We start from the raw sequence: 19,142 nt of genomic DNA on the forward strand, positions 1-19,142 counted from the left end.
TAATATAATGAAAAGGAGTTGTCGCATTTGAAGAAAAGACTTCACAAGTCCTCATCCGTCTTTCTCTGCGTAACCGTGTCCGCCGCCATGCTCGCCGCCTGCAGCTCGTCGAACGGGAACGGCTCTTCCGCCTCCTCCGATTCGCCTTCCGCCTCATCGTCCGCGAGTTCCGCCGCTCCCTCCGGTTCCGATTCGGCCGAGGGAGGCGTGAAAAAAGAAGGCTTCCCCATCGTCGACAAGACGCTCACGCTGACGATGATGTCGCAGGACGCGGGAGTGGCCGATTGGAACACCATGCCCGTCCTTCAGGACATGGAGAAGCTCACCAATATCAAGTTCAATTATCAACTGACGCCTATCGATAGCTTCGCCACCAAGAAAAACCTCGTGTTCGCCAGCGGCGATCTGCCGGATCTCTTATATGCCGCGGATCTGACGCCGGCCGAGCAGGTGACCTACGGAACGCAAGGCGTGCTCATCCCGTTGGAGAAATATATCGACGAAGGCTACGCGCCCAATCTGAAAAAGATCTTCGACGAGCATCCGGACGTTCGCAAGTCGTTCACGACGCCGGACGGACATATGTACGCGCTCCCGTTCATCGATCTTGCCGCCGTCTGGTATCGCAGCCCGATGTGGTACAACGGCAAGTTCCTGAAGGCTCTGAACGTTACGGAGCTGCCGAAGACGACGGAAGAGCTGTACAACTATCTGAAGCGGGTCCGGGACGAGGATCCGAACGGCAACGGAAAAAAGGACGAGATTCCGCTCACCTCCGTGAAGCTGGACGACCTGCGCATGTACTTCCTCGGCTTCTGGGGCATCTACGACGAGAAAATCTATGCCGACAAGGACGGCAAAGTTCATTACACCCCGGAAGAGGAAGGCTACAAAGGCTATTTGACGTTCCTGAATCGCCTTTGGAAGGACAATCTGCTGGATCACGAGACCTTCTCGCAGACGTCCGACCAGAAGAAGGCGAAAGGCGAGAACAACCAGATCGCTCTGTTTAACGACTATTTCCCGTATTTCACGCTGGGCGGAGAGCCGAGCGGGGACAACCCGCTGATGACGCCGGTCAGCAGCGAGATCCCGGGGACGCCGGTCTACGGCAAGCATCCCGGCATCTCCGCCAACGGGACGTTCGCCATTACGAGCAAGGACCCGAACCCGGAAGCGACCATGCGCTGGGTCGACTACCTGTACAGCTATGACGGGGCGACGCTGATGAATCAAGGCCCGGAAAATGTACTGTGGAAATATAAGAATAAGGATACGCACGAGAAAGAATGGCTGCCGGTTCCGGGGGGCAAAGAACGCGAAGCTTACCGCGGAACGATTACGCCGAACTTCGGCATCCTGACCCCGGGCATGAACTCCAGCGAGCTGACGAAAGGGCTGCGGACCGACTTCGACGATTGGATCGACAAGGAGAACGCGGAGAAGCTGACGCCGATCGGCAAGGCTCCGTTCCCGAACGTTTATCTGACGAACGACGAACAGAGCGAAGTGACCGCGCTGCTGTCCGATCTGGACACTTACGTGCAGCAGATGGAGGCGAAGTTCGTGACCGGCCAGGAGCCGATGTCGAACTGGGACAAGTACGTGGCCCAGATTAAGAAAATGGGCGGAGATCGCGTGGCGGAAGTTTACCAAGGCGCGTACGACCGCTGGAATTCGGGCAAGTAAGCCCGTCCTCCCGCAGAGGCATAGTCTTGAGCCGACGTCTGGCAGGCTAGCTATCCTTACTCGCCTTCGCTTCCGGAATACATCCTGCGGTATTGTCCCGGGGTAAAGCCGGTCTCCTTCTTGAACTTGCGGATGAAGTTCGGGGTATCGATGTAGCCGACCTTCTGAATGATGTCCTTGATCGGCTCGTCGGTCGATTTGAGCAGGCGCATGACTTCTTCCATCCTTTTCTGCCAGACGTATTGGATGAAGCCCAGCCCCATCTTCTCCTTGAACGAGCGGCTGACATGGGAAGGAGACAGGCCGAACTCGAACGCTACCGTCTCCAGGCTTAACGAGTTGTTCGCATAATGCCCGTCGATGTAGGCGACCATCCGATCCGCGATCGACTGTTCTTCCTTCCGGTTGTTCTGCTCGACTTGATCGCAGATCCGGGAGGCCAGGCTCAGCAGGTTGCGCTCCAGTTCGTCCAGGGAGTGGCTTGTGATCGCATTCGGCGCGATCTCTTGAATCAGGCTGTGATAGTCGAGCTCGGACGCGGTCTTCAGAATCGTATTGAGCAGGTCGAAGCCGCTGCAGCGGAGCAGCAGCGCCGACGGCTCGGACGACTGCAGGCTTTGGACGGCGGAGCGGATCGTCTCGGACGCCACGTCGAAGTTGCCCTGCTTCAAGCTCTGGGAGAGCTTCAGCAGCGTGTTGTTCGGAATCCAGCAGGCAAGATCGGGAACGCGGGACTGCAGCTCGAAGTAATGGACCGTCCCGCGATCGGAAGCGGTTCTCAGCTCGTAAGCCGAGCAGGCTTCGATATAGGATTGGTTCAACAGTTCCGGGTTGGAATAGCTCGTTCCGACCCCGATCGTCGGAACGATACCGAACGAATTCAGGATGCCCTCGCGAACCGCTTCGACGATCAGCTGCTTGCGAGAGAACTCGTCCGCTCCGCCGTTCGGATCGAAGCCGATCATGACTCCGATCTGATCGAGCTGCGACAGCTCGACGCCGTACCCGCGAGCCGCAAGATCGGTCAGCTCGATCGAAGTGAGCAGCTTCATGATCTCCTGGTGCTCTTGCGCCCGATTCGGCTCGACGCTGTTCCACCCAACGACCATCACGAAGTGATAGGCATGGTCGAACCGCAAATCGAAGGCGTCGCGAAGCTCCGGCGTCAGCATCCGGGAGCTGCCGGACTTGAGCAGCGTGGACAGAAGATGCTGGCGGGCGAACGGCTCCTGCAGGTCCGCTCGCGAGCTGAATTCCTGCAGCGTCATGCGGATGCGGTCCAGCTCGTTGCGGGACTTGCCGGAGCGGTCCGGCTTCGAGCCGGTCTTGGAGACGGCGAGCTGCACCAGCGTGGAGATCGGCTGGTATTGCATTCGGGCCAGCAAGAGCGCCAGCGCCGCGCCGGCGGACACGACGATGATCAGAAGCATGATGATGAAGCTGCGGACGTGCAGGACGCTGCTGAAGAACTGGTTGCTCGGCATGATGGTCGCATAAGTCCAACCGTTGCTCTCCGATTGGACCGAGACGATCGAATGTTCCTGCCTGTTGATGATGCGGTCCTGAATGCCCGGTTCCAGATGGTCGAACAAGGTCTTCGTATCCGCGGCCGACAGCGCTTCGCCTTGGCGGTTATCCGCCATGATGCGCCCTTCGTCGTCGAGGATATAGGTCTGGCCCTGATAGTTTCCGAGAATCGAATCGATGAGACTCGTCAGCTCGGATTCTTTGATCAGGAACATGACCGTTCCGTGAGGATTCGGATTGCCCGGCGTAATCGGAATCAGATACGCGAGCATCGACTGCTGGCGGCCGGAAGAGTTGCTGACGATATCGGTCGGGCGCATCGTCGGGGACTTTGCGTTGTTCAAGTCCCGATAGATCGCTTCTTTGTCCCAATTCCGGAAGCTGAGATTGTCCGTGAACACGTCGAAATCGTTCAGGCCCTTGCTGGAGTAGATTTTGTCGTCCTGGTGAAAATACAAATAAATCTCCCCGATGATCGAGCTCGTCGCCTTGTACTGATCCAGAGCGTCGATCGCGTCTCCGCTATGAATCGGATCGTGCACGAGATAGGAGGCGAGCCTTTTGTCGTAGGAGATTCGGGTCGCGATCTCGCCCAGTTCCTTCATCCGCCCGTCGACGATCGCTTTGGCTTGCGTCAATTGGGCGAGATGGGCTTGCTCGATCTCGGAACGAAGGCGATTGGTGGCGTTTTCATAAATAAATATCGTCGTAAATACCAAGGGGATCAGCAAGATGAACAAGTAGGACCAAATATACTTGAGGAACAGCTTGGATTTGAAGTAGTTCCGAATCAACGGATGCTCCCCCTTCTATGTAGGTATCTTGTCATTTTATTTTACATGATAGCAACATTTCAAGCGTTTGGACATCATCGATTTTCGGAGGGATTCGCTTGAGGGAGAAGATCTTGCGGGAAGACGGCCGGGAATCCGTCGTCGAACAAGGGGTGCACAACTACAGCGGCGAGGAAAATTGGGTTCGGCCGGAGGATCCGCTGCTCCTGGAGCGCTTGGAATGGTTCCGGAACCGGAAGCTCGGGCTCATGTTGCACTGGGGGCCTTACTCCCAGCTCGGCCTGGTCGAATCGTGGGCCTTAAGCGACGCGGACGAGGAATGGTCCCGCAACGAGATCGATTGGGACATCGATGCGGAAGAGCTGAAGCGGCAGTATTTCGCCCTGAGCAAGACGTTCAACCCGCTCCGTTTCCAGCCTGAGCTTTGGGCCGATCTCGCCGCGGACAACGGCTTCAAGTACCTCAATTTCACGACCAAGCACCACGACGGCTTCTGCATGTGGGATACGCGGACGACCGATTATCGCATTACGGGGCCGGATTGTCCTTTTCACGCGCATAAGCACGCGGACATCGCCAAGCGGCTGTTCGACGCGTTCCGGGCCAGAGGGCTCGGCATCTCCGCCTACTTCTCCAAGGCGGATTGGCATTCGCCCTATTATTGGGCGCCCGGGATGCGGCCGGATACGAGGACGTCGCGGGGGCCGACCTACGATCCGAAGGAATACCCGTGGCTGTGGGAGCGGTTCGTTCAATTCACGCACGAGCAGATCATGGAGCTGATGACGAACTACGGCCGGATCGACGTGCTGTGGCTCGACGCCGGCTGGGTGAACGATTACCGCGACCAGAACATCCGGCTGGGCGAAGTCGTGGAGAGGGCGCGCAAGGCGCAGCCTTGGCTGCTCTCGGCGGACCGGACCGTCGGCGGGCCGTACGAGAACCTGATCACGCCGGAGCAGACGATGCCGGAACGCGCGCTTCACGTTCCGTGGGAAAGCTGCATCACGATGGGCACGGCGTTCTCCTTCCGTTACGAGGACCATTACAAATCGGTACGCCAGCTCATCCATCTTCTCATCGAGATCGTCGCCAAGGGCGGCAACCTGGCGCTCAATGTCGGCCCCCAGCCGGACGGCAGGCTGCCGAGGACGGCCATCTCCCGAATGAAGGGAATGGGAGATTGGTTGAAGGTGCACGGCGAGGCGATCTACGGGACGAGAATCTGCGAGCCTTATTCGGCGGGCAATGTGAGGTTTACGAAGAAGGAGGGCGCCGTCTACGCATTCTACTTATACAAGAACGAGAGCGAGGCAATGCCGGAGGAGATTCATCTTCCCTGGACTGGAGAGGCCGGCCGCGTCGATCTGGTCGGAGGCGCCAAGCGGATCGGCTGCCGCCGGACCGAGAGCGGCATCGCCGTCCGATTGCCGGAATCGGAGCGCCGGGCGGAAGAAGCTCCGATCGCTCACGTGTTGCGGATTTATTCGTAGGCCCGATATCGTGGAACGATTACGTCGGCAGAAATTGCGGATCTGCTTCGGAAGCAGATCTCGCAGGCCTATTCGTAGGCTGATCTGCGGATTCGTTCGTAAACAGAACCGGGAAGGCCGAAAGGAGCGAATCTGGAATGGCGAAGCGGGACTATGTCGTAGCCGGTTACGTGACGGACGATCATCTTCCCGAGTTGACGCGGGAAGATCTGGCGAAGCTGACGCACCTGAACGTCGCGTTCGGCCATGTGCGGGATAACGCCATCGTGACGGATCGTCTGCGCCATCTGGGCAATCTGCGGCAGATCAAACGGGAGTACCCGGAGCTGTGCATCCTGCTGTCCGTCGGCGGCTGGGGCGCCGGCGGCTTCTCGGAGGCGGCGTCCACCGAGGCCGGCCGGAGCCGGATGGCGGAATCGGCGATTCATGCCGTGACGGTGCATCCGTTCGACGGAATCGACCTGGATTGGGAGTACCCGTGCTACGGGGAAGCGGGGATCGGAGCCGGTCCGGCCGACAGAACGAACTTTACGCTGCTGCTCGCCGCCATCCGGGAAGCGCTGGATCGGCAAGGGGCGCGGATCGGAAGGCGTTACCTTTTAACGATCGCGGCGGGAGCCGATCAGTATTACGTGGATGGGACCGAGATGGACCGGGCGCACCGGTATCTGGATCTGGTGCAGCTGATGACGTACGACATGCGCGGCGGCTTTCAGTCTCTGACCGGCCATCATACGAATCTGTATACGCCGACGGGGGATTTGTTCCGGATCAGCGCGGACGCCTCGGTCCGTATGTTCGTTCGAGCGGGCGTGCCGAAGGAGAAGATCGTCATCGGCGCGGCGTTTTACTCCCGGATGTGGAGAGAGGTGCCCGTCCGAAACCGGGGACTTTATCAGACGGCCGGCAGCACCGGCGGTTACGGGCCGGACTTTACCGCTCTCGTTGCGGACTATATTGGCAGGAACGGTTACGTGCGATATTGGGATTCAGAGGCGTGCGCGCCTTACCTGTTCAACGGATCAAGCTTCCTTTCTTACGACGACGAAGAGTCGATCCGGCACAAATGCGAATATGTGAAGGCAAACGGGCTGGCCGGCCTGATGTTCTGGGAGTACGGCTGCGACCGGACCCATCGTTTGCTGGATGCGATGCATCGCGGACTTCATGGAGGTGGCTTGTCGATATGAAAATCGGACTGAGCACGTACAGCCTGCTGCCCGCCCTGAAATCGGGGGAGATGACGGTGCTGGACGTGATCGAATGGATTGCGGAAAACGGCGGCGAGCATATGGAGATCGTGCCGTACGGCTTCACGCTCGTCGATCAGCCCGAACTGGCGGACAGCGTCCGGGCGAAGGCGCAGGAGGCGGGGATCGAGCTGTCGAACTATTCGATGCCGGCCAACTTCGTGCAGGACGGCGAGGAGGCGTTCCAGGCCGAGGTCGCTCGCGTCAAGGAGCATGTCGACCTGCTGCGGCGGCTTGGCATCAAGCATATGCGCCACGACGTCACCGCGTTTACGCTGCCGCCGGAGAAGATGACCATCCAATGGTTCGAGGAGAATCTGGCTTGGATGGTCAGGGGCAGCCGGATGATCGCCGACTATGCGGCGCCGTACGGCATCACGACGACGATCGAGAACCACGGCTTCAGCGTGCAGGCGAGCGACCGCGTGCAGCGCGTCCTGCAGGCGGTGAACCGCCCGAACTTCAAGACGACGCTCGACATCGGCAACTTCCTGTGCGCCGACGAGAATCCGCTCGTCGGGGTGCGCCGCAACCTGCCGTACGCCTCGCTCGTCCACGTGAAGGACTTCTATATCCGTCCGTACGACGAGCCTCCCGGCGGCGGCGAATGGTTCACGTCCGCGCACGGCACTTTCCTGCGCGGCGCGATCGTCGGCCACGGCGACCTCGACGTCCGGCGCCTCTTCCGCCTGATCAAGCAATCGGGCTACGACGGCTGCCTGACGATCGAGTTCGAAGGCATGGAAGAGTGCCGCTCCGCATCCCGCATCGCGATGGACAACGCCCGGCGGCTTTGGGAAGAGGCATAAAAACAAAATCGGCCTCCGTCACTTATGTCGACGGGGGCCGATCAACTTTTAACGAAACGGAGCGACGTTATTACGGCAGAAGAGGGGGAGTGCAGAATCTAACGAAACGAGAAACGCTTATTTGGCATAAGACCGCCGTTTTCTCGACTTCCCGGGGCGAATAAGCTCGCTCCCTTTCGTTAGAAAATCAAACCTCGTCATTTGAGCCCAATAAGCGCGCTCAGTTTCGTTAGCGCTTCGGAGAACGAGCCTCATTCCGTCCCATGCCTCCGAATGGATCCGATGATCCGATACGCATTCCTCCGGAAGCGGGAGAAGACGATATAAGGGCGCTTATCAGTGGCGCCGCTCGGATGCCGCAGGCGGGTATCCCGGCGCTCGCCTTTCGAGTGGCCGACTCTCTCTATTTGTTGGAACGCTCCTGCGAATCTCCGGTCAAGCCGGAGAGCCACTCCTGCGCAGCCCGGGTCAATCGTTCCGTCAGCTCCGGATGGCGGTCGGCCACGTTGATCCGTTCCCCCGGATCCTCCGACAAGTTGGACAAATGCACGCGATCCGGCTGAGGGAGACTGCCGTCCAGTCTTCCGTTCAGCACGAGCTTCCAATCGCCCTCCCGCACGGCCAACTGCCCCTGATATTCCCAGAACAGCTGTTGGTGCGGCGACGGCTCGCCTTCCTGCAGCATCGGCTTCAGGCTGCTGCCGTCGATGCGCACGTCCTTCAGCGGTCCCGACGCAGTATCGACTTCGGCCAGATCGAGGAACGTAGGCACGATGTCGATCATCGCCGCCATCTCGTCCAGCACCCGTCCGCCCGCGAACCCGGCCGGCCAGCTGAGCAGGGCGGGCTCGCGGATGCCGCCGTCGAACAGACTGAACTTGTGCCCGCGGAAAATGCCCGCGCTGCCGCCATAGTAGGCGTCCTCCGTGCCGTCCAGCCAATTGCGGCTCTCGGGAGACGGCCCGTTGTCGCTGGAGAAGAAGATCATCGTGTTCTCGTAATCGCCCGTTTTTTTCAATTCCTCCACGATCGCTCCCACGCCGTCGTCCACGGCGGCGATCATCGCGTTCATGACCTGGCGGTCCCAAGGAAGATGCGCGAACCGGTCCATGTATTCCTTCGGCGCATGCATCGGATAATGGGGCGCGTTGTAAGCGGCGTACAAGAAAAACGGTTCCTCCCGCTCCGCTTGGCGCCGAATGAATTCGACGGAGCGTTCGGTGATCAGTTCGGTCATGTAGCGGCCGTTTTCCCAGACCTCGGTCTCGTCCTCCCACAGATCGTGCAGCGGATTCAATCCCGAGCCTTGGCCCCAATAGAAGATGTGCGAGTAGAAATCGATGCAGCCGGCCTTGAAGCCGAAAAATTCGTCAAACCCGTGCGCGTTGGGCCCGGTCTCCTCGGATACGCCCAAGTGCCACTTCCCGTGGAGCGCGGTGCGGTAGCCTGCGGCCCGCAGCGCCTTGGCCAACGTGACCTCCGTCTCCGGCAGTCCGTGCAGCCCGCGCTTGGCGCCCAAGATCTCGTTTACCCCGGCCCGCGCCGGATGACGGCCCGTCAGCAGCGCGGCCCGGGACGGCGAGCAGACCGGCGAATTCGAATACCAATTCGTAAATCGGATTCCTTCGGACGCCAAGCGATCCAGATGGGGCGTCTTGGCATCCTCCGAGCCGTAGCAGCCCAGATCCCCATAGCCCAGATCGTCGCAGTAAATGATCAGGATGTTCGGCTTCCGCCGGTTCTTCTCTTGCATCGTCCATTCCCTCCCGATATCGGTTCACCCGCTCTTAGGGTACCTTGCGCCGGTGCGTTCGGGAATGTCCGCATTTTGCAATTGTTATACATTTCGTTGCGCGCCTGGCGTATAATCGGGAGAGATCGGAAAAGCGAAAGGGGCGAACCCGCGATTATGAGCCGAGAGCCGCAAAGAGAGGAAATCTTCAACTATCCGGCGCCCTTCGAGACGAAGATGGGCCTGTGGATGCTCAAAGCCGGCTATCAATGCGGATTGGCCCAACAGGCCGGACCCCGATCGGTCGAGTTCTACAGTATTCATTTTGTTGCGTGCGGCAGGGTGAGATTCGGTTGGGACGGCAGCTCCGTCATCCTTTCGGAGGGCGATCTCTTCTGCCTTTTTCCCGGTTCCGTCTATACGTATGTCGAGGAGAGCGACCGTCCGCCCGTCAAGCTGATGTGGATGGCCTTCAAAGGCGAACAGATGCCGGCCGTTCTGGCGCGCGTCGGCCTGGCTCCGGACCGTCCTTACCGCCGCGAAGCCTTCGGCCGTTCGACGCTCGATATTTTGCAGGAGACGCTGGACAAGCTGAGACCGACCCGAGCCGATCGCAGCTTCCCGCTGATGTCGCTCGCCTATCGGCTGCTTCACAGCATCGATCCGCAGGAACGGGACGCGCCGGTTCCTTCCACGCATTGGCTGGACGCCGTGCAGGACTACATCCGGCTGCACTGCACGGAGAATCTGACGGTGGACGACCTGGCCGCCTGGGCGGGCGTGCACCGCAGCCACTTCACGCGCATGTTCTCCCGCCGGTACGGCGTGTCTCCTTCCGAATACAAGCGCAGGCAGGTAATGGAAAAAGCGGCTCGCCTGTTGACCGAAGACGGAATCAACATTACGCAAGCCGCTTTGACGCTGGGCTATTCGGATTTGTTCACGTTCTCGCGCTCGTTTACCCGGCATTTCGGAATGACGCCGAGCGCTTATCGGCAGCATAGCCGTTCAAAGGAAGGCGGCGCCCCCGTTCATTCCTGAAAAAAACGCAGGTCAAGCGTAGGTGTCGAACAAACTCCGGACGACGAGCCGCTCCCGGAACTCGGCGAGCGCAAGCGGCTCCGACAAGCCGTTTTTCGGCACCGTGACGGTTTTGGGGCGATCCGCCGAAAGGTGGAACACGTTGTCGCTCCAGCGCGCGTCCGCCCCCCGCAGATCGAGCGATACGAACTGGGCGAACGCTGCGCCGCTCAGCTTGACGACGAAGCGGTCCGGCTCCTCCGCCACCTCAACGCCAATGCGCGGGTCCAGGAAGTCGAAATACTTCGACTTGACGAACAGCACGGTGCCGCCGCTGATCTCGCGACCTTCCGCGACCAGGGTGAACTCCAGATAGCTTTGTCTCAGCTTCTTCTTCGTGTCGAGCGCGTCGCCGAATGCCAGGGAGGCGACTTCCATGGCCGAGAGCGCGTCGACCGACACGTCCGTTTCTCCGCTTTCGATGATGCGGGAGCTGCGATCGAGCAGCCGCCAAGTCATGCGGCCTTCGAAACGGTCCAGCGTTTCGTTGGTCACATGCAGGGACACGTTCGTTCCGTCCTCGCAGGCCGAGGCCATCACCGGAGCGAAGAAACGCTTCGCCGCATGATGGGTCGCCTTCCAGCGGCCGAAGTAATCGAGGCTCGACCAGGAAGCGCCCGGCCAGATGTCGTTGAGCTGCCAGTAGATGGCGCCCATGCAGCGGCCGCGGTTCCGCCGCCAATGCTCCACGCCGACGCGCATCCCTTCGGCCTGGATCAGCTGGGAGACGTACAGCAGCGAGTCGAAGTCCTTCGGATATTTGAAGTATTCGCTGATGTAGTACATGATTTTCTCATTGCCGGTGCCGTTCTTCTGATGCGCCTCCATGACGTAGGAGAAGATGTTCCGGTCCTCCGGAAGCGTGAACGTCTCCACCGTCTGGATCGACGGGAACGACTGCAGGCCGAATTCGGACATGAACCGCGGGAACAGCGTCCGGAATTCCGTAATCGGCTTCCGCCCGTGCCAGACGTCCCAGTAGTGCATATCGCCGATGCTTTCTTTGTTCGGATCGTCGATGCCGCCCGCCGAGGACGGGGACGAGCGCCAGTAGAACGTGTTCGGGTCGACCGACGCGTTCAGCTCCGGCAGGAACTGTTCGAACTGGCTCAAATAATCGTCGCGAAGCTTCTCGCCGTACCGTTCCGTCCATCCCCAGTAGGCCCAGGCGTACTCCAGCTCGTTGTTGCCGCTCCACAGGCCGAGCGACGCGTGATGCCGGATCCGTTTGACGTTGTCGATCGTCTCCTGCCGGATATTTTCCTTAAAGGCTTCGTTGAAATCGTAAGCGCCGCACGCGTACAGATGATCCTGCCAGACGATGAGACCGTAGCGGTCGCACAGATCGTAGAAGTCGTCGTCCGGATAGTAGCCGCCGCCCCAGACGCGAATGCAGTTGTAGTTGGCTTCCACGCAGCTTTGGAGCAGACGGTCCGTGCGCTCGAGGCTCAGTCGGCCGAACACGTTGTCCTCCGGAATATAGTTGGCGCCCATGGCGAAGATGCTCCGGCCGTTGACGACGAATTCGAACGATTCGCCCCATCGGTCCTCCTCTTGGCGGATCGTCAGCGTCCGCAGGCCGATCTTGAGCGCCCGTTCGTCGACGGCGCCCTCGCGGCCTTGCAGACGAACCCGCAGCGTATACAGCGGCTGATCTCCGTAATTGTGGGGCCACCACAGCTGCGGATCCGCTACGTCGAAGGTCAGCGAGGAGGATCCGGCGTCGACCGCGCCTTCCTTCTCCAGGGAAGTTCCGTCCGGCGCTTCCAAGGTGGCCCGAACGCTTAGGCCCGCATCCGCCCATTGCTCGACGTCCGTGCGGATATCGAGGCGGACCGCGCCTTCTTCATGCCGCTGCGCGACGAAGACGTCGTCGATTCGGCCCAGATCGTAGCCGCGGATCGAGATATCGCGCCAGATGCCCGCATCCGGCAGCTTCGGGCCCCAGTCCCAGCCGAACATGCTGTGGGCTTTGCGCAGGTGGGAGATGCCCGGCACCGCGTCGGCGCAGCTCGTCAGGTGGTACTCCTTGTCCTTTTCCAGCACGAAACGGGTGGCCGACCGCAGCAGAACGCGGATGTCGTTCCGGCCGGCTCTCAAGATACCCTTGACGTCCGCTTCGTACGTCCGGTGCATGTTGTCGGTGCTCAGCACGGGCTGGCCGTTGATCGAAAGCTCGCAGAGCGTATCCAGTCCTTCGCACCGAAGCAGGACGACATCGTGGGCCAGCAGCTCCGAATCCGCCTCGAAGCTTCTTTCATATTCGTAATCGAATTTGGTCAATTCCAAAATATCGAGTTCGTTGTCGCGGTAGAACGGGTCCTCCATCTTGCCCGCATGGAGCAGATCGTTGAAGACGGATCCCGGGACCACGGCGTCGATCCATTCCGCCTCGTCGGTTCGTTTCATGCGCCAGGCTCCGCCTAGCGTGAACAGCTGCATCTTGCATTCCTCCTGCTATCGAATCGTCGCTCGCTCGAATCTCCGATTGTGCTCATCTCATATAGCGATGGGCCTCCTGATCGGGGCCCGGAGCCGGGAGCAGCTCGATCATAGCACTTGGCGTTTGGAGGGGTCTTGTTTTAAGGCCGCGTTTTTTGTGCTATATTAACGTCGATGCGACGAGCGACAAGGTGTCCGAAAGAACGGTATCGATAAAAGGAGGGGCAGGGTGCAAATGCAGGCGACGATGCTTCATGCCGCGACGCTGATCGACCCGCAGGTTCAGTCCAACTTCCATATCGTGGACTCGATTCGCCATGCCTACCCGCTGCACGGCCACGACTTTTATGAGATCTTCGTCATTCTTTCCGGCCGCTGCACGCACCTGATCAACGGGGAGACGCAGCTGCTGGAGGAGGGGGCGATGGTCTTTATCCGCCCCGGCGACACGCACGGCTACGACTTCTGCGGCGAATCGGACTGCCGGTTCCTGAACGTCAATTTCTATCCGGAGGCGGTTAGGGGCGCCTTCGAATATGTGGGCGGCGCGAACTTCGCGCAGCGGTTGAACCGGGCGAAGCTGCCGCCAGTCGTGAGACTGGCGATCCCCGACGCGGAGGCCTTGAGCCGAAAAGGCGGTCAGATCGCGCTGTACACGACGATCGACAAGGGGAAGGCGAGAATGGCGGCCCGAAGCTGGCTGGCGGACGCGCTGGCGCTCTACGGCTTCGACGATCAGGACGAAGACAAGAAGCCGCTGCCCCCATGGCTCGACCGGCTCTTGCTCGAGCTGCAGAAGAAGGAGAACTTCACCGGCGGGATCGGCCGGATCGGAGAGCTGTCGGAGCGAAGCGCGGGCCATCTGAACCGCGTGTTCAAGATGTACTTGCAGACGACGCCGACGGCTTATCTGAACCGGCTGCGCCTCGGCTACGCCCGGAATTTGCTGCTGACGACGAATCTGAGCATCATGGAAGCCGCTTACGAGGCGGGGTTCGACAATCTGAGCCACTTCTATCATCTATTTAAGAAGCAATACGGTTTCTCGCCCGGCAAGATTCGATCCCGTTGATCCGCCGCCTCTTGTTCATCCGCGCCGCCTGCCGGAGCCGCTCCCGTTCCCGGGAGACGGCTCCTTTGGCTTCGGCCAACATCCAATCGCAGCGATAGAAATCCAATCATTGTCATATAGTGAAGCGCTTACAATTCCACTATTCTGAGAGAGAAATGGGGAGGGGGTGGAAGCGGACGTCCATTCGCGACGAAGATGCCGGCATCGGCTGCCGGCTTCGCGGATTCTTTGCAGAGAGGTTGAATTTCAAAATCGGAAGGAGAAGGAAAGATGACAAGGCTCATTCGCAGAAGCTGGACCGGGCTGGCCGTTCTGCTGCTGCTGCTGCTGGGCGCCGTCGGCTTCGTGCCGGGCGCCAAGCCCGCGGCGGCGGCTACGGTCGCCGTCTCTCAGTCGGGGAGCGTCGTGACCATGACCAACGGCACTCTGACGGTGACGTACGACCTGTCCGACGGCAAGGGAGATTTCATGTCGGGAAGCACGACGATCATGTCCGATTTTTACTCGGATTACAGCGTGACGGGAGCCTCCGGCCGGGTCAGCTCGTTCGATGCGGGAACCCGAACGGCGTCTTGGGCCTCCATCGGCAGCGACGGTTACGGGGCGAACGGGACCAGGCTGACCCTTACAAATTCGCTGTCTGCCGGTTCGACAATCATTTTGCATATCACCATGTACGAGGATCAGTCCTTCATCCTGGCGGACATGACGGTGAACAACGGCACCAGCCAAAGCCTTAACTTCATGGAGCCGATCGCGGGGCCGAACTTGGACATCGGAGCGGGCTCGGACAAGCGGATCTACACGACGCCGTACACGAACAATTTCGACTTCGGCGTCGCACCCGTGAACGATTTCGGAAACAGCCAGAACGGCAGCGAAAGATTGCCCGGCTCTTCGGAAGCGTGGACTACCTTCAACGGAACGAGCTACTGGGTCGCGTCCGTCTTCGACAACACGAACAAGCACGGCTTGGTGGCGGGCGCGGCGACGACGCTCAAGTGGAAGAGCATGGAGTATTTAAGGCAGGCGACCACGGCCAACGGGCCATTGACCGGCTTTTCCGTCTATAATGCGGGCGGATCGCAGAGCGGCACCTCCGTCTCCTCGGACTCCTTTTTCCTCGGCTATTTCGACGATTACCAGACGGGGCTTGAGACGTTCGGCCGCGCTTACGCCGTGGCTGAGCCGAAACTGGACTGGTCCGGGGATGTGCCGGCGGGCTTTAACACGTGGTACGCCTACTACAACTATCCGACGGCGGACGCAGTGTACGCGATGACCGATTATTTCAACGATCATCTGAAGCCGCTCGGATACGATTACATGAATCTGGACTGCTGCTATCGCGGCGTTCCCGGCCAGACGGGCAATCAGAGCGCGGATCAGTACGTCGATTACGTTCACGGAAAAGGCATGAAGGCCGGTACGTATGCGGCGCCGTTCGGCATCTGGGACGATCTGTCGGCCACCGTGCCGGGCACCTCCTACACGTTCGGGGACATCGCCCTTAAGGACGCGAACGGCAATCCGATCGTCTCCTACATCAATACTTACATCGTCGACGCCACCCATCCGGGCGGGCAGGCTTATCTTCGCTATCTGGCGGACCACGACATCGTCGATCACGGCTTCGATTACGTCAAGCTCGACTTTATCGACCTGGGCATGATCGACGGCAGCTTCTACGATTCCGCCAAAAACGGCATGCAGGCGTACCGGATCGGGATGGGCATCATCCGCGACGAGCTGGAGAGCGCGCCGCAGGACATCTACATCGACGAATCGATTGCGCCGCTTATGCCGTCGGGATTCGCGCAGGGAAGGAGATCGGGCGTCGATACGACGATCGGTCTCGAATCGTATCCCGGCATCGAGCGGCAGGCGTTCAACGACGCCGCCTCCTGGTGGACGAACGGGACGCTGTACGATTACAACGACTCGGATATGTTGTTCCCGCAAAGCGTTATTAACGGCTTTGACAACACGACATTGAACGAAGGCACGTTGTACGCCACGGCCGTTGTCATGGGAGGCGGCCATCTGCTGATCGGAGACAACGTGCCGTTCCTGTCGGACGACCGAATGAAGACGATCGTGCAGAATCCGGATCTTCTCGCATTGGCCAAGAAGGGACTTGCGGCAAAGCCGGTGAAAATGACGAATTTTTACCATCACCTGGAGCACTCGCCGTCCGCCATTTATATGACGGATTCGAACGGCGACCGCTATGTCGGGCTGTCGAACTGGGACATGAACAACCCGGCATCGGTTGCCGTCACGTTCGCGGATCTCGGACTCAGTGCGAGCGCAACCTATACCCTTACCGAACTGTACAGTCATACGAAGCTGGGTGATTTTTCAGGAAGTTATTCGCGAACGTTGAAGCCGGGCGAATCGATCATCGTGCGCGTGTCGGCGCAGTCTTCTTCGCTGCCTGCGGCACCGACGAATCTGGCGCTTGGCCATTCGGCGACGGCATCTTCGACTTGGTCGGCGCAGACCGGGTTCGACGCTTCCAAGGTGACGGACGGCAGCCTCGCGACCCGTTGGAGCGCGGAGGGCGGAACGGCCAACGACCAATGGATCGCGGTCGACCTCGGTTCCATCACCGACGTAAACCGGGTTATCGTCAACGAATACGGCTACGGCAATCAAAATTTCCAGATCGAGACATATGTGCTTCAATATTGGGACGGTTCGGCCTATCGCGATTTGACCAAGGGCTATACGCTAGGCGATCGCCGAATCTTCGATTTCCCGACGGTATCGACCTCCAAAATCCGGCTGTTTGTGAAAAAAGCCCGGTTTATTCCCTCGATCAACGAGATTGAGGCTTATGAGGTACCGGGGAACACTGGCTATCGGATCGACCAGGACGACAGCGGAGCCGCTTCGTCCGTCTATTCGGACATCCGTGACGTGGTTCAGCGAATGCAGACTTTTACGCTGACTCAGTCGAGCCTGCCCCGAATGGACGTGTATTTGTACGAGAGCTATGTCAACAAGCTGCCGGAGGACAATCTCTATCTGGATATCGTCGAGCTCGACGCGAACGACAACCCGACGCGGACATTGTTCAGCGCTGCGCTTCATCCCAATAACATTCCGGGATCTCCGGCGCCTTATGCAGTCTATCCGCGCCTGACCGGGCTGGATACGAGCAAGCGCTTCGGCCTCGTTCTGCGCTCGCCCGGATCGCTGGAAGACGGCTCGACCAACAACAAGTACGGCTTCGCGTACAGCGACAGCAATCCGTACGCGGGCGGCATGGAGCGGCTCTCGACGAACGGCGGCGTTTCCTGGTCGACCGAAAGCGGCGGCAATCGTGACCTGATGTTCACTTTGTATCAATAACGGTTTGTCATTCTCTAATCATTACGATAGAAATCCAATCGTTGTCGTATGGTTGCCTCTTAGCCAGGTCCGTATAATGAGGCCTACAGAGGTGATTCCATGCTTGCGAGAGTGGCCAAATACCGTTGGCAGTACATGATGATCGCGCCCGCCGTCATCCTGTTGTTTCTATTCAGTTACATGCCGATGGCGGGCATTCAAGTCGCATTCAAAGATTTTCACATCGGCTACACGATCTGGAACAGTCCCTGGGTCGGACTTGAGAATTTCTCTTTCCTGCAGGACGACCAATTCTGGGTGGTCGTCAAAAACACCTTGTGGATCGCCATCCTCAAATTCGTGTTCGGGTTCCCGGCGCCGATCGCGCTGGCTCTGATGATCAACGAACTGCGGCACAGCGGGTTCAAGCGGTTCGTACAGTCCGTCAGCTACCTGCCGCACTTTTTCTCCTGGATCGTCGTCGCTTATATTTTGCAGTCGATGCTCACGCTGGACGGCGGACTGGTCAATAATTTCATTAAAGATCTGGGCGGCGAGCCGATCTTCTTCCTCGGATCCACCGAATGGTTCCGTCCGATGGTCGTCGCCAGCGGCTTGTGGAAAGAAGTGGGCTGGAACACGATCCTGTACCTGGCCGCGATCACGACCATCGATCCGCAGCAGTACGAGGCGGCCCGGGTGGAAGGAGCCGGCCGATGGGCGCAAATGAGGCATATCACGTTCCCCGGCATTCTCCCGACCGTCTCGATCGTGCTGATCCTGAGCATGCCCGGCCTGATCGCCGTCGGGATGGACCAGATCTATCCGCTGATGAATCCGGCCAACCAGCCGGTCGCGGACGTGTTGGACACGTACGTTCTTCGCAACGGTTTGCAGCAAGGTTATTTCGGAGTGGCGACGGCCATCGGCCTGCTGTCCTCGGTGATCAGTCTGCTTCTCGTTCTCATCACGAATCAGACGGCGAGAAAAATCAACGGGGAGGGGCTCTGGTAAGCCATGAAACGTTCGGCAAGCGAAAACTTCGGCCAAATCTTGATCGTTCTGCTGCTGGCGCTTCTCTGCGTCTCGGTCCTTTATCCCTTCATTTACATGCTCGCGATCTCCCTGAACGTGGGAAGCGATGCGGCTAAAGGCGGCGTATACCTGTGGCCGCGGCACTTCACGTGGGACAATTTCAACGTCGTTCTCGGCAATGCGGTCATCCGGCACGCGTTCGGCATCACCGTGATCCGAACCCTTGTCGGGACGGCATCCGGCCTGCTCATTACGCTGCTCGCGGCTTTCGGCTTGTCTTACCGGAGTCTGCCGCTGCGGGGCACGCTTCTCGGATACGTTCTGATTACGATGTTGTTCAACGGAGGGCTGATTCCGTTCTATATTCAGCTCCACCAGCTGCACTTGCTCAATTCCTTCTGGGTTTATATCGTGCCGACCGCGTTCTCTGCCTGGAACATGTTCGTCATGATGAAGTTTATTATCGGCATTCCCGAAGCGCTGATCGAATCGGCCGAATTGGACGGAGCCAGTCCGCTGCGGATTCTGTGGTCCGTCATCGTGCCTCTGTCGAAGCCGATGCTGGCCGCGATCGGCCTGTTCACCGGCGTCATGCATTGGAACGACTGGTTCGCCGGAGCGTTCTACGTATCGGATCAGAATCTGATTCCGGTGCAGACGTTCCTTCAACAGCTCTTGTCCGCCCAGGATCTCGCGTCGGTGCTCGGCTCCAACAATAACGTCGAAGCGCTGGTTCGCGGCACGGTGCTGACCAACATTACCCTGATGTCGATCAAGATGGCGACGGTCATGGTCAGCGCGATTCCGATTTTGTGCGTGTATCCTTTCTTGCAGCGGTACTTTGTCAAAGGCGTCCTGATCGGCTCCGTCAAGGGCTGAGCCG

The 19,142-nt window shown here is 59.3% G+C and carries 12 protein-coding genes; 9 read left to right on the forward strand and 3 right to left on the reverse strand.

What is annotated here, in order from left to right; genetic code table 11:
- Positions 1-87 precede the first annotated feature (87 nt).
- On the forward strand, positions 88-1,689 hold the full coding sequence (locus tag H7C18_RS02930) for an extracellular solute-binding protein (RefSeq protein WP_185127673.1): 1,602 nt from the start codon (positions 88-90) through the stop codon (positions 1,687-1,689).
- Between the two features lie 56 nt (positions 1,690-1,745).
- Here H7C18_RS02930 and H7C18_RS02935 read toward each other — a convergent pair whose 3' ends face one another.
- Positions 1,746-4,010: a helix-turn-helix domain-containing protein gene (locus H7C18_RS02935; protein WP_185127513.1), complete on the reverse strand. Its 2,265-nt coding sequence runs from the start codon at positions 4,008-4,010 to the stop codon at positions 1,746-1,748.
- Positions 4,011-4,108: 98 nt separating this feature from the next.
- Between H7C18_RS02935 and H7C18_RS02940 the strand changes: the two genes are divergently transcribed.
- The 3 genes from H7C18_RS02940 to H7C18_RS02950 all read left to right on the forward strand — a co-directional run bounded on the left by H7C18_RS02940 (position 4,109) and on the right by H7C18_RS02950 (position 7,562).
- Entirely contained in the window at positions 4,109-5,503 is a 1,395-nt protein-coding gene (locus H7C18_RS02940; protein ID WP_185127514.1) for an alpha-L-fucosidase, read from the forward strand.
- Positions 5,504-5,640: 137 nt separating this feature from the next.
- Entirely contained in the window at positions 5,641-6,693 is a 1,053-nt protein-coding gene (locus H7C18_RS02945; RefSeq protein ID WP_185127515.1) for a glycoside hydrolase family 18 protein, read from the forward strand.
- Positions 6,690-7,562, forward strand: a complete 873-nt coding sequence (locus H7C18_RS02950) for a sugar phosphate isomerase/epimerase family protein (RefSeq protein ID WP_185127516.1) — start codon at positions 6,690-6,692, stop codon at positions 7,560-7,562. The genes H7C18_RS02945 and H7C18_RS02950 overlap by 4 nt, the downstream gene beginning before the upstream one ends.
- A gap of 403 nt (positions 7,563-7,965) precedes the next feature.
- On the opposite strand, the gene H7C18_RS02955 is transcribed toward H7C18_RS02950, so the two are convergent.
- Positions 7,966-9,315 (reverse strand): sulfatase-like hydrolase/transferase, encoded by a 1,350-nt coding sequence (locus tag H7C18_RS02955; RefSeq protein ID WP_185127517.1) that lies wholly within the window; start codon positions 9,313-9,315, stop codon positions 7,966-7,968.
- 156 nt (positions 9,316-9,471) lie between these two features.
- Here H7C18_RS02955 and H7C18_RS02960 point away from each other — a divergent pair, with 156 nt between their 5' ends.
- Positions 9,472-10,335, forward strand: a complete 864-nt coding sequence (locus H7C18_RS02960; protein WP_185127518.1) for a helix-turn-helix domain-containing protein — start codon at positions 9,472-9,474, stop codon at positions 10,333-10,335.
- 12 nt (positions 10,336-10,347) lie between these two features.
- Here H7C18_RS02960 and H7C18_RS02965 read toward each other — a convergent pair whose 3' ends face one another.
- A complete protein-coding gene (locus H7C18_RS02965) occupies positions 10,348-12,816 on the reverse strand; it encodes a beta-mannosidase (RefSeq protein WP_185127519.1) in 2,469 nt (822 codons plus the stop codon).
- 235 nt (positions 12,817-13,051) lie between these two features.
- Here H7C18_RS02965 and H7C18_RS02970 point away from each other — a divergent pair, with 235 nt between their 5' ends.
- The 4 genes from H7C18_RS02970 (at position 13,052) to H7C18_RS02985 (ending at position 19,138) form a co-directional block, all read left to right on the forward strand.
- Positions 13,052-13,888, forward strand: coding sequence for a helix-turn-helix domain-containing protein (locus H7C18_RS02970; protein WP_185127674.1), 837 nt, complete (start codon positions 13,052-13,054; stop codon positions 13,886-13,888).
- Between the two features lie 270 nt (positions 13,889-14,158).
- Positions 14,159-17,245 carry a discoidin domain-containing protein gene (locus H7C18_RS02975; RefSeq protein ID WP_202886916.1) on the forward strand — a complete coding sequence of 1,029 codons (3,087 nt, stop codon included), beginning with the start codon at positions 14,159-14,161 and terminating at the stop codon, positions 17,243-17,245.
- A 99-nt stretch (positions 17,246-17,344) separates the two neighbouring features.
- Complete coding sequence (locus H7C18_RS02980; RefSeq protein ID WP_185127520.1) at positions 17,345-18,238, forward strand: ABC transporter permease; 894 nt, start codon at positions 17,345-17,347, stop codon at positions 18,236-18,238.
- A gap of 3 nt (positions 18,239-18,241) precedes the next feature.
- The gene (locus H7C18_RS02985) at positions 18,242-19,138 is read left to right on the forward strand and encodes a carbohydrate ABC transporter permease (RefSeq protein ID WP_185127521.1); all 897 of its coding nucleotides are present in this window, start codon (positions 18,242-18,244) and stop codon (positions 19,136-19,138) included.
- The last annotated feature ends 4 nt before the right edge of the window (positions 19,139-19,142 follow it).

Origin of the sequence: Cohnella zeiphila, assembly GCF_014212055.1 — a bacterium.
Classification (GTDB): Bacteria; Bacillota; Bacilli; order Paenibacillales; family Paenibacillaceae; genus Cohnella; species Cohnella zeiphila.

Coding starts and splice junctions, on each gene's coding strand:
- H7C18_RS02930 (WP_185127673.1), top strand. CDS start 88: ATGCTCGCCGCCTGCAGCTCGTCGAACGGGAACGGCTCTTCCGCCTCC.
- H7C18_RS02955 (WP_185127517.1), bottom strand. CDS start 9,315: ATGCAAGAGAAGAACCGGCGGAAGCCGAACATCCTGATCATTTACTGC.
- H7C18_RS02980 (WP_185127520.1), top strand. CDS start 17,345: ATGCTTGCGAGAGTGGCCAAATACCGTTGGCAGTACATGATGATCGCG.
- H7C18_RS02975 (WP_202886916.1), top strand. CDS start 14,159: ATGACAAGGCTCATTCGCAGAAGCTGGACCGGGCTGGCCGTTCTGCTG.
- H7C18_RS02985 (WP_185127521.1), top strand. CDS start 18,242: ATGAAACGTTCGGCAAGCGAAAACTTCGGCCAAATCTTGATCGTTCTG.
- H7C18_RS02945 (WP_185127515.1), top strand. CDS start 5,641: ATGGCGAAGCGGGACTATGTCGTAGCCGGTTACGTGACGGACGATCAT.
- H7C18_RS02965 (WP_185127519.1), bottom strand. CDS start 12,816: ATGCAGCTGTTCACGCTAGGCGGAGCCTGGCGCATGAAACGAACCGAC.
- H7C18_RS02960 (WP_185127518.1), top strand. CDS start 9,472: ATGAGCCGAGAGCCGCAAAGAGAGGAAATCTTCAACTATCCGGCGCCC.
- H7C18_RS02970 (WP_185127674.1), top strand. CDS start 13,052: ATGCAGGCGACGATGCTTCATGCCGCGACGCTGATCGACCCGCAGGTT.
- H7C18_RS02950 (WP_185127516.1), top strand. CDS start 6,690: ATGAAAATCGGACTGAGCACGTACAGCCTGCTGCCCGCCCTGAAATCG.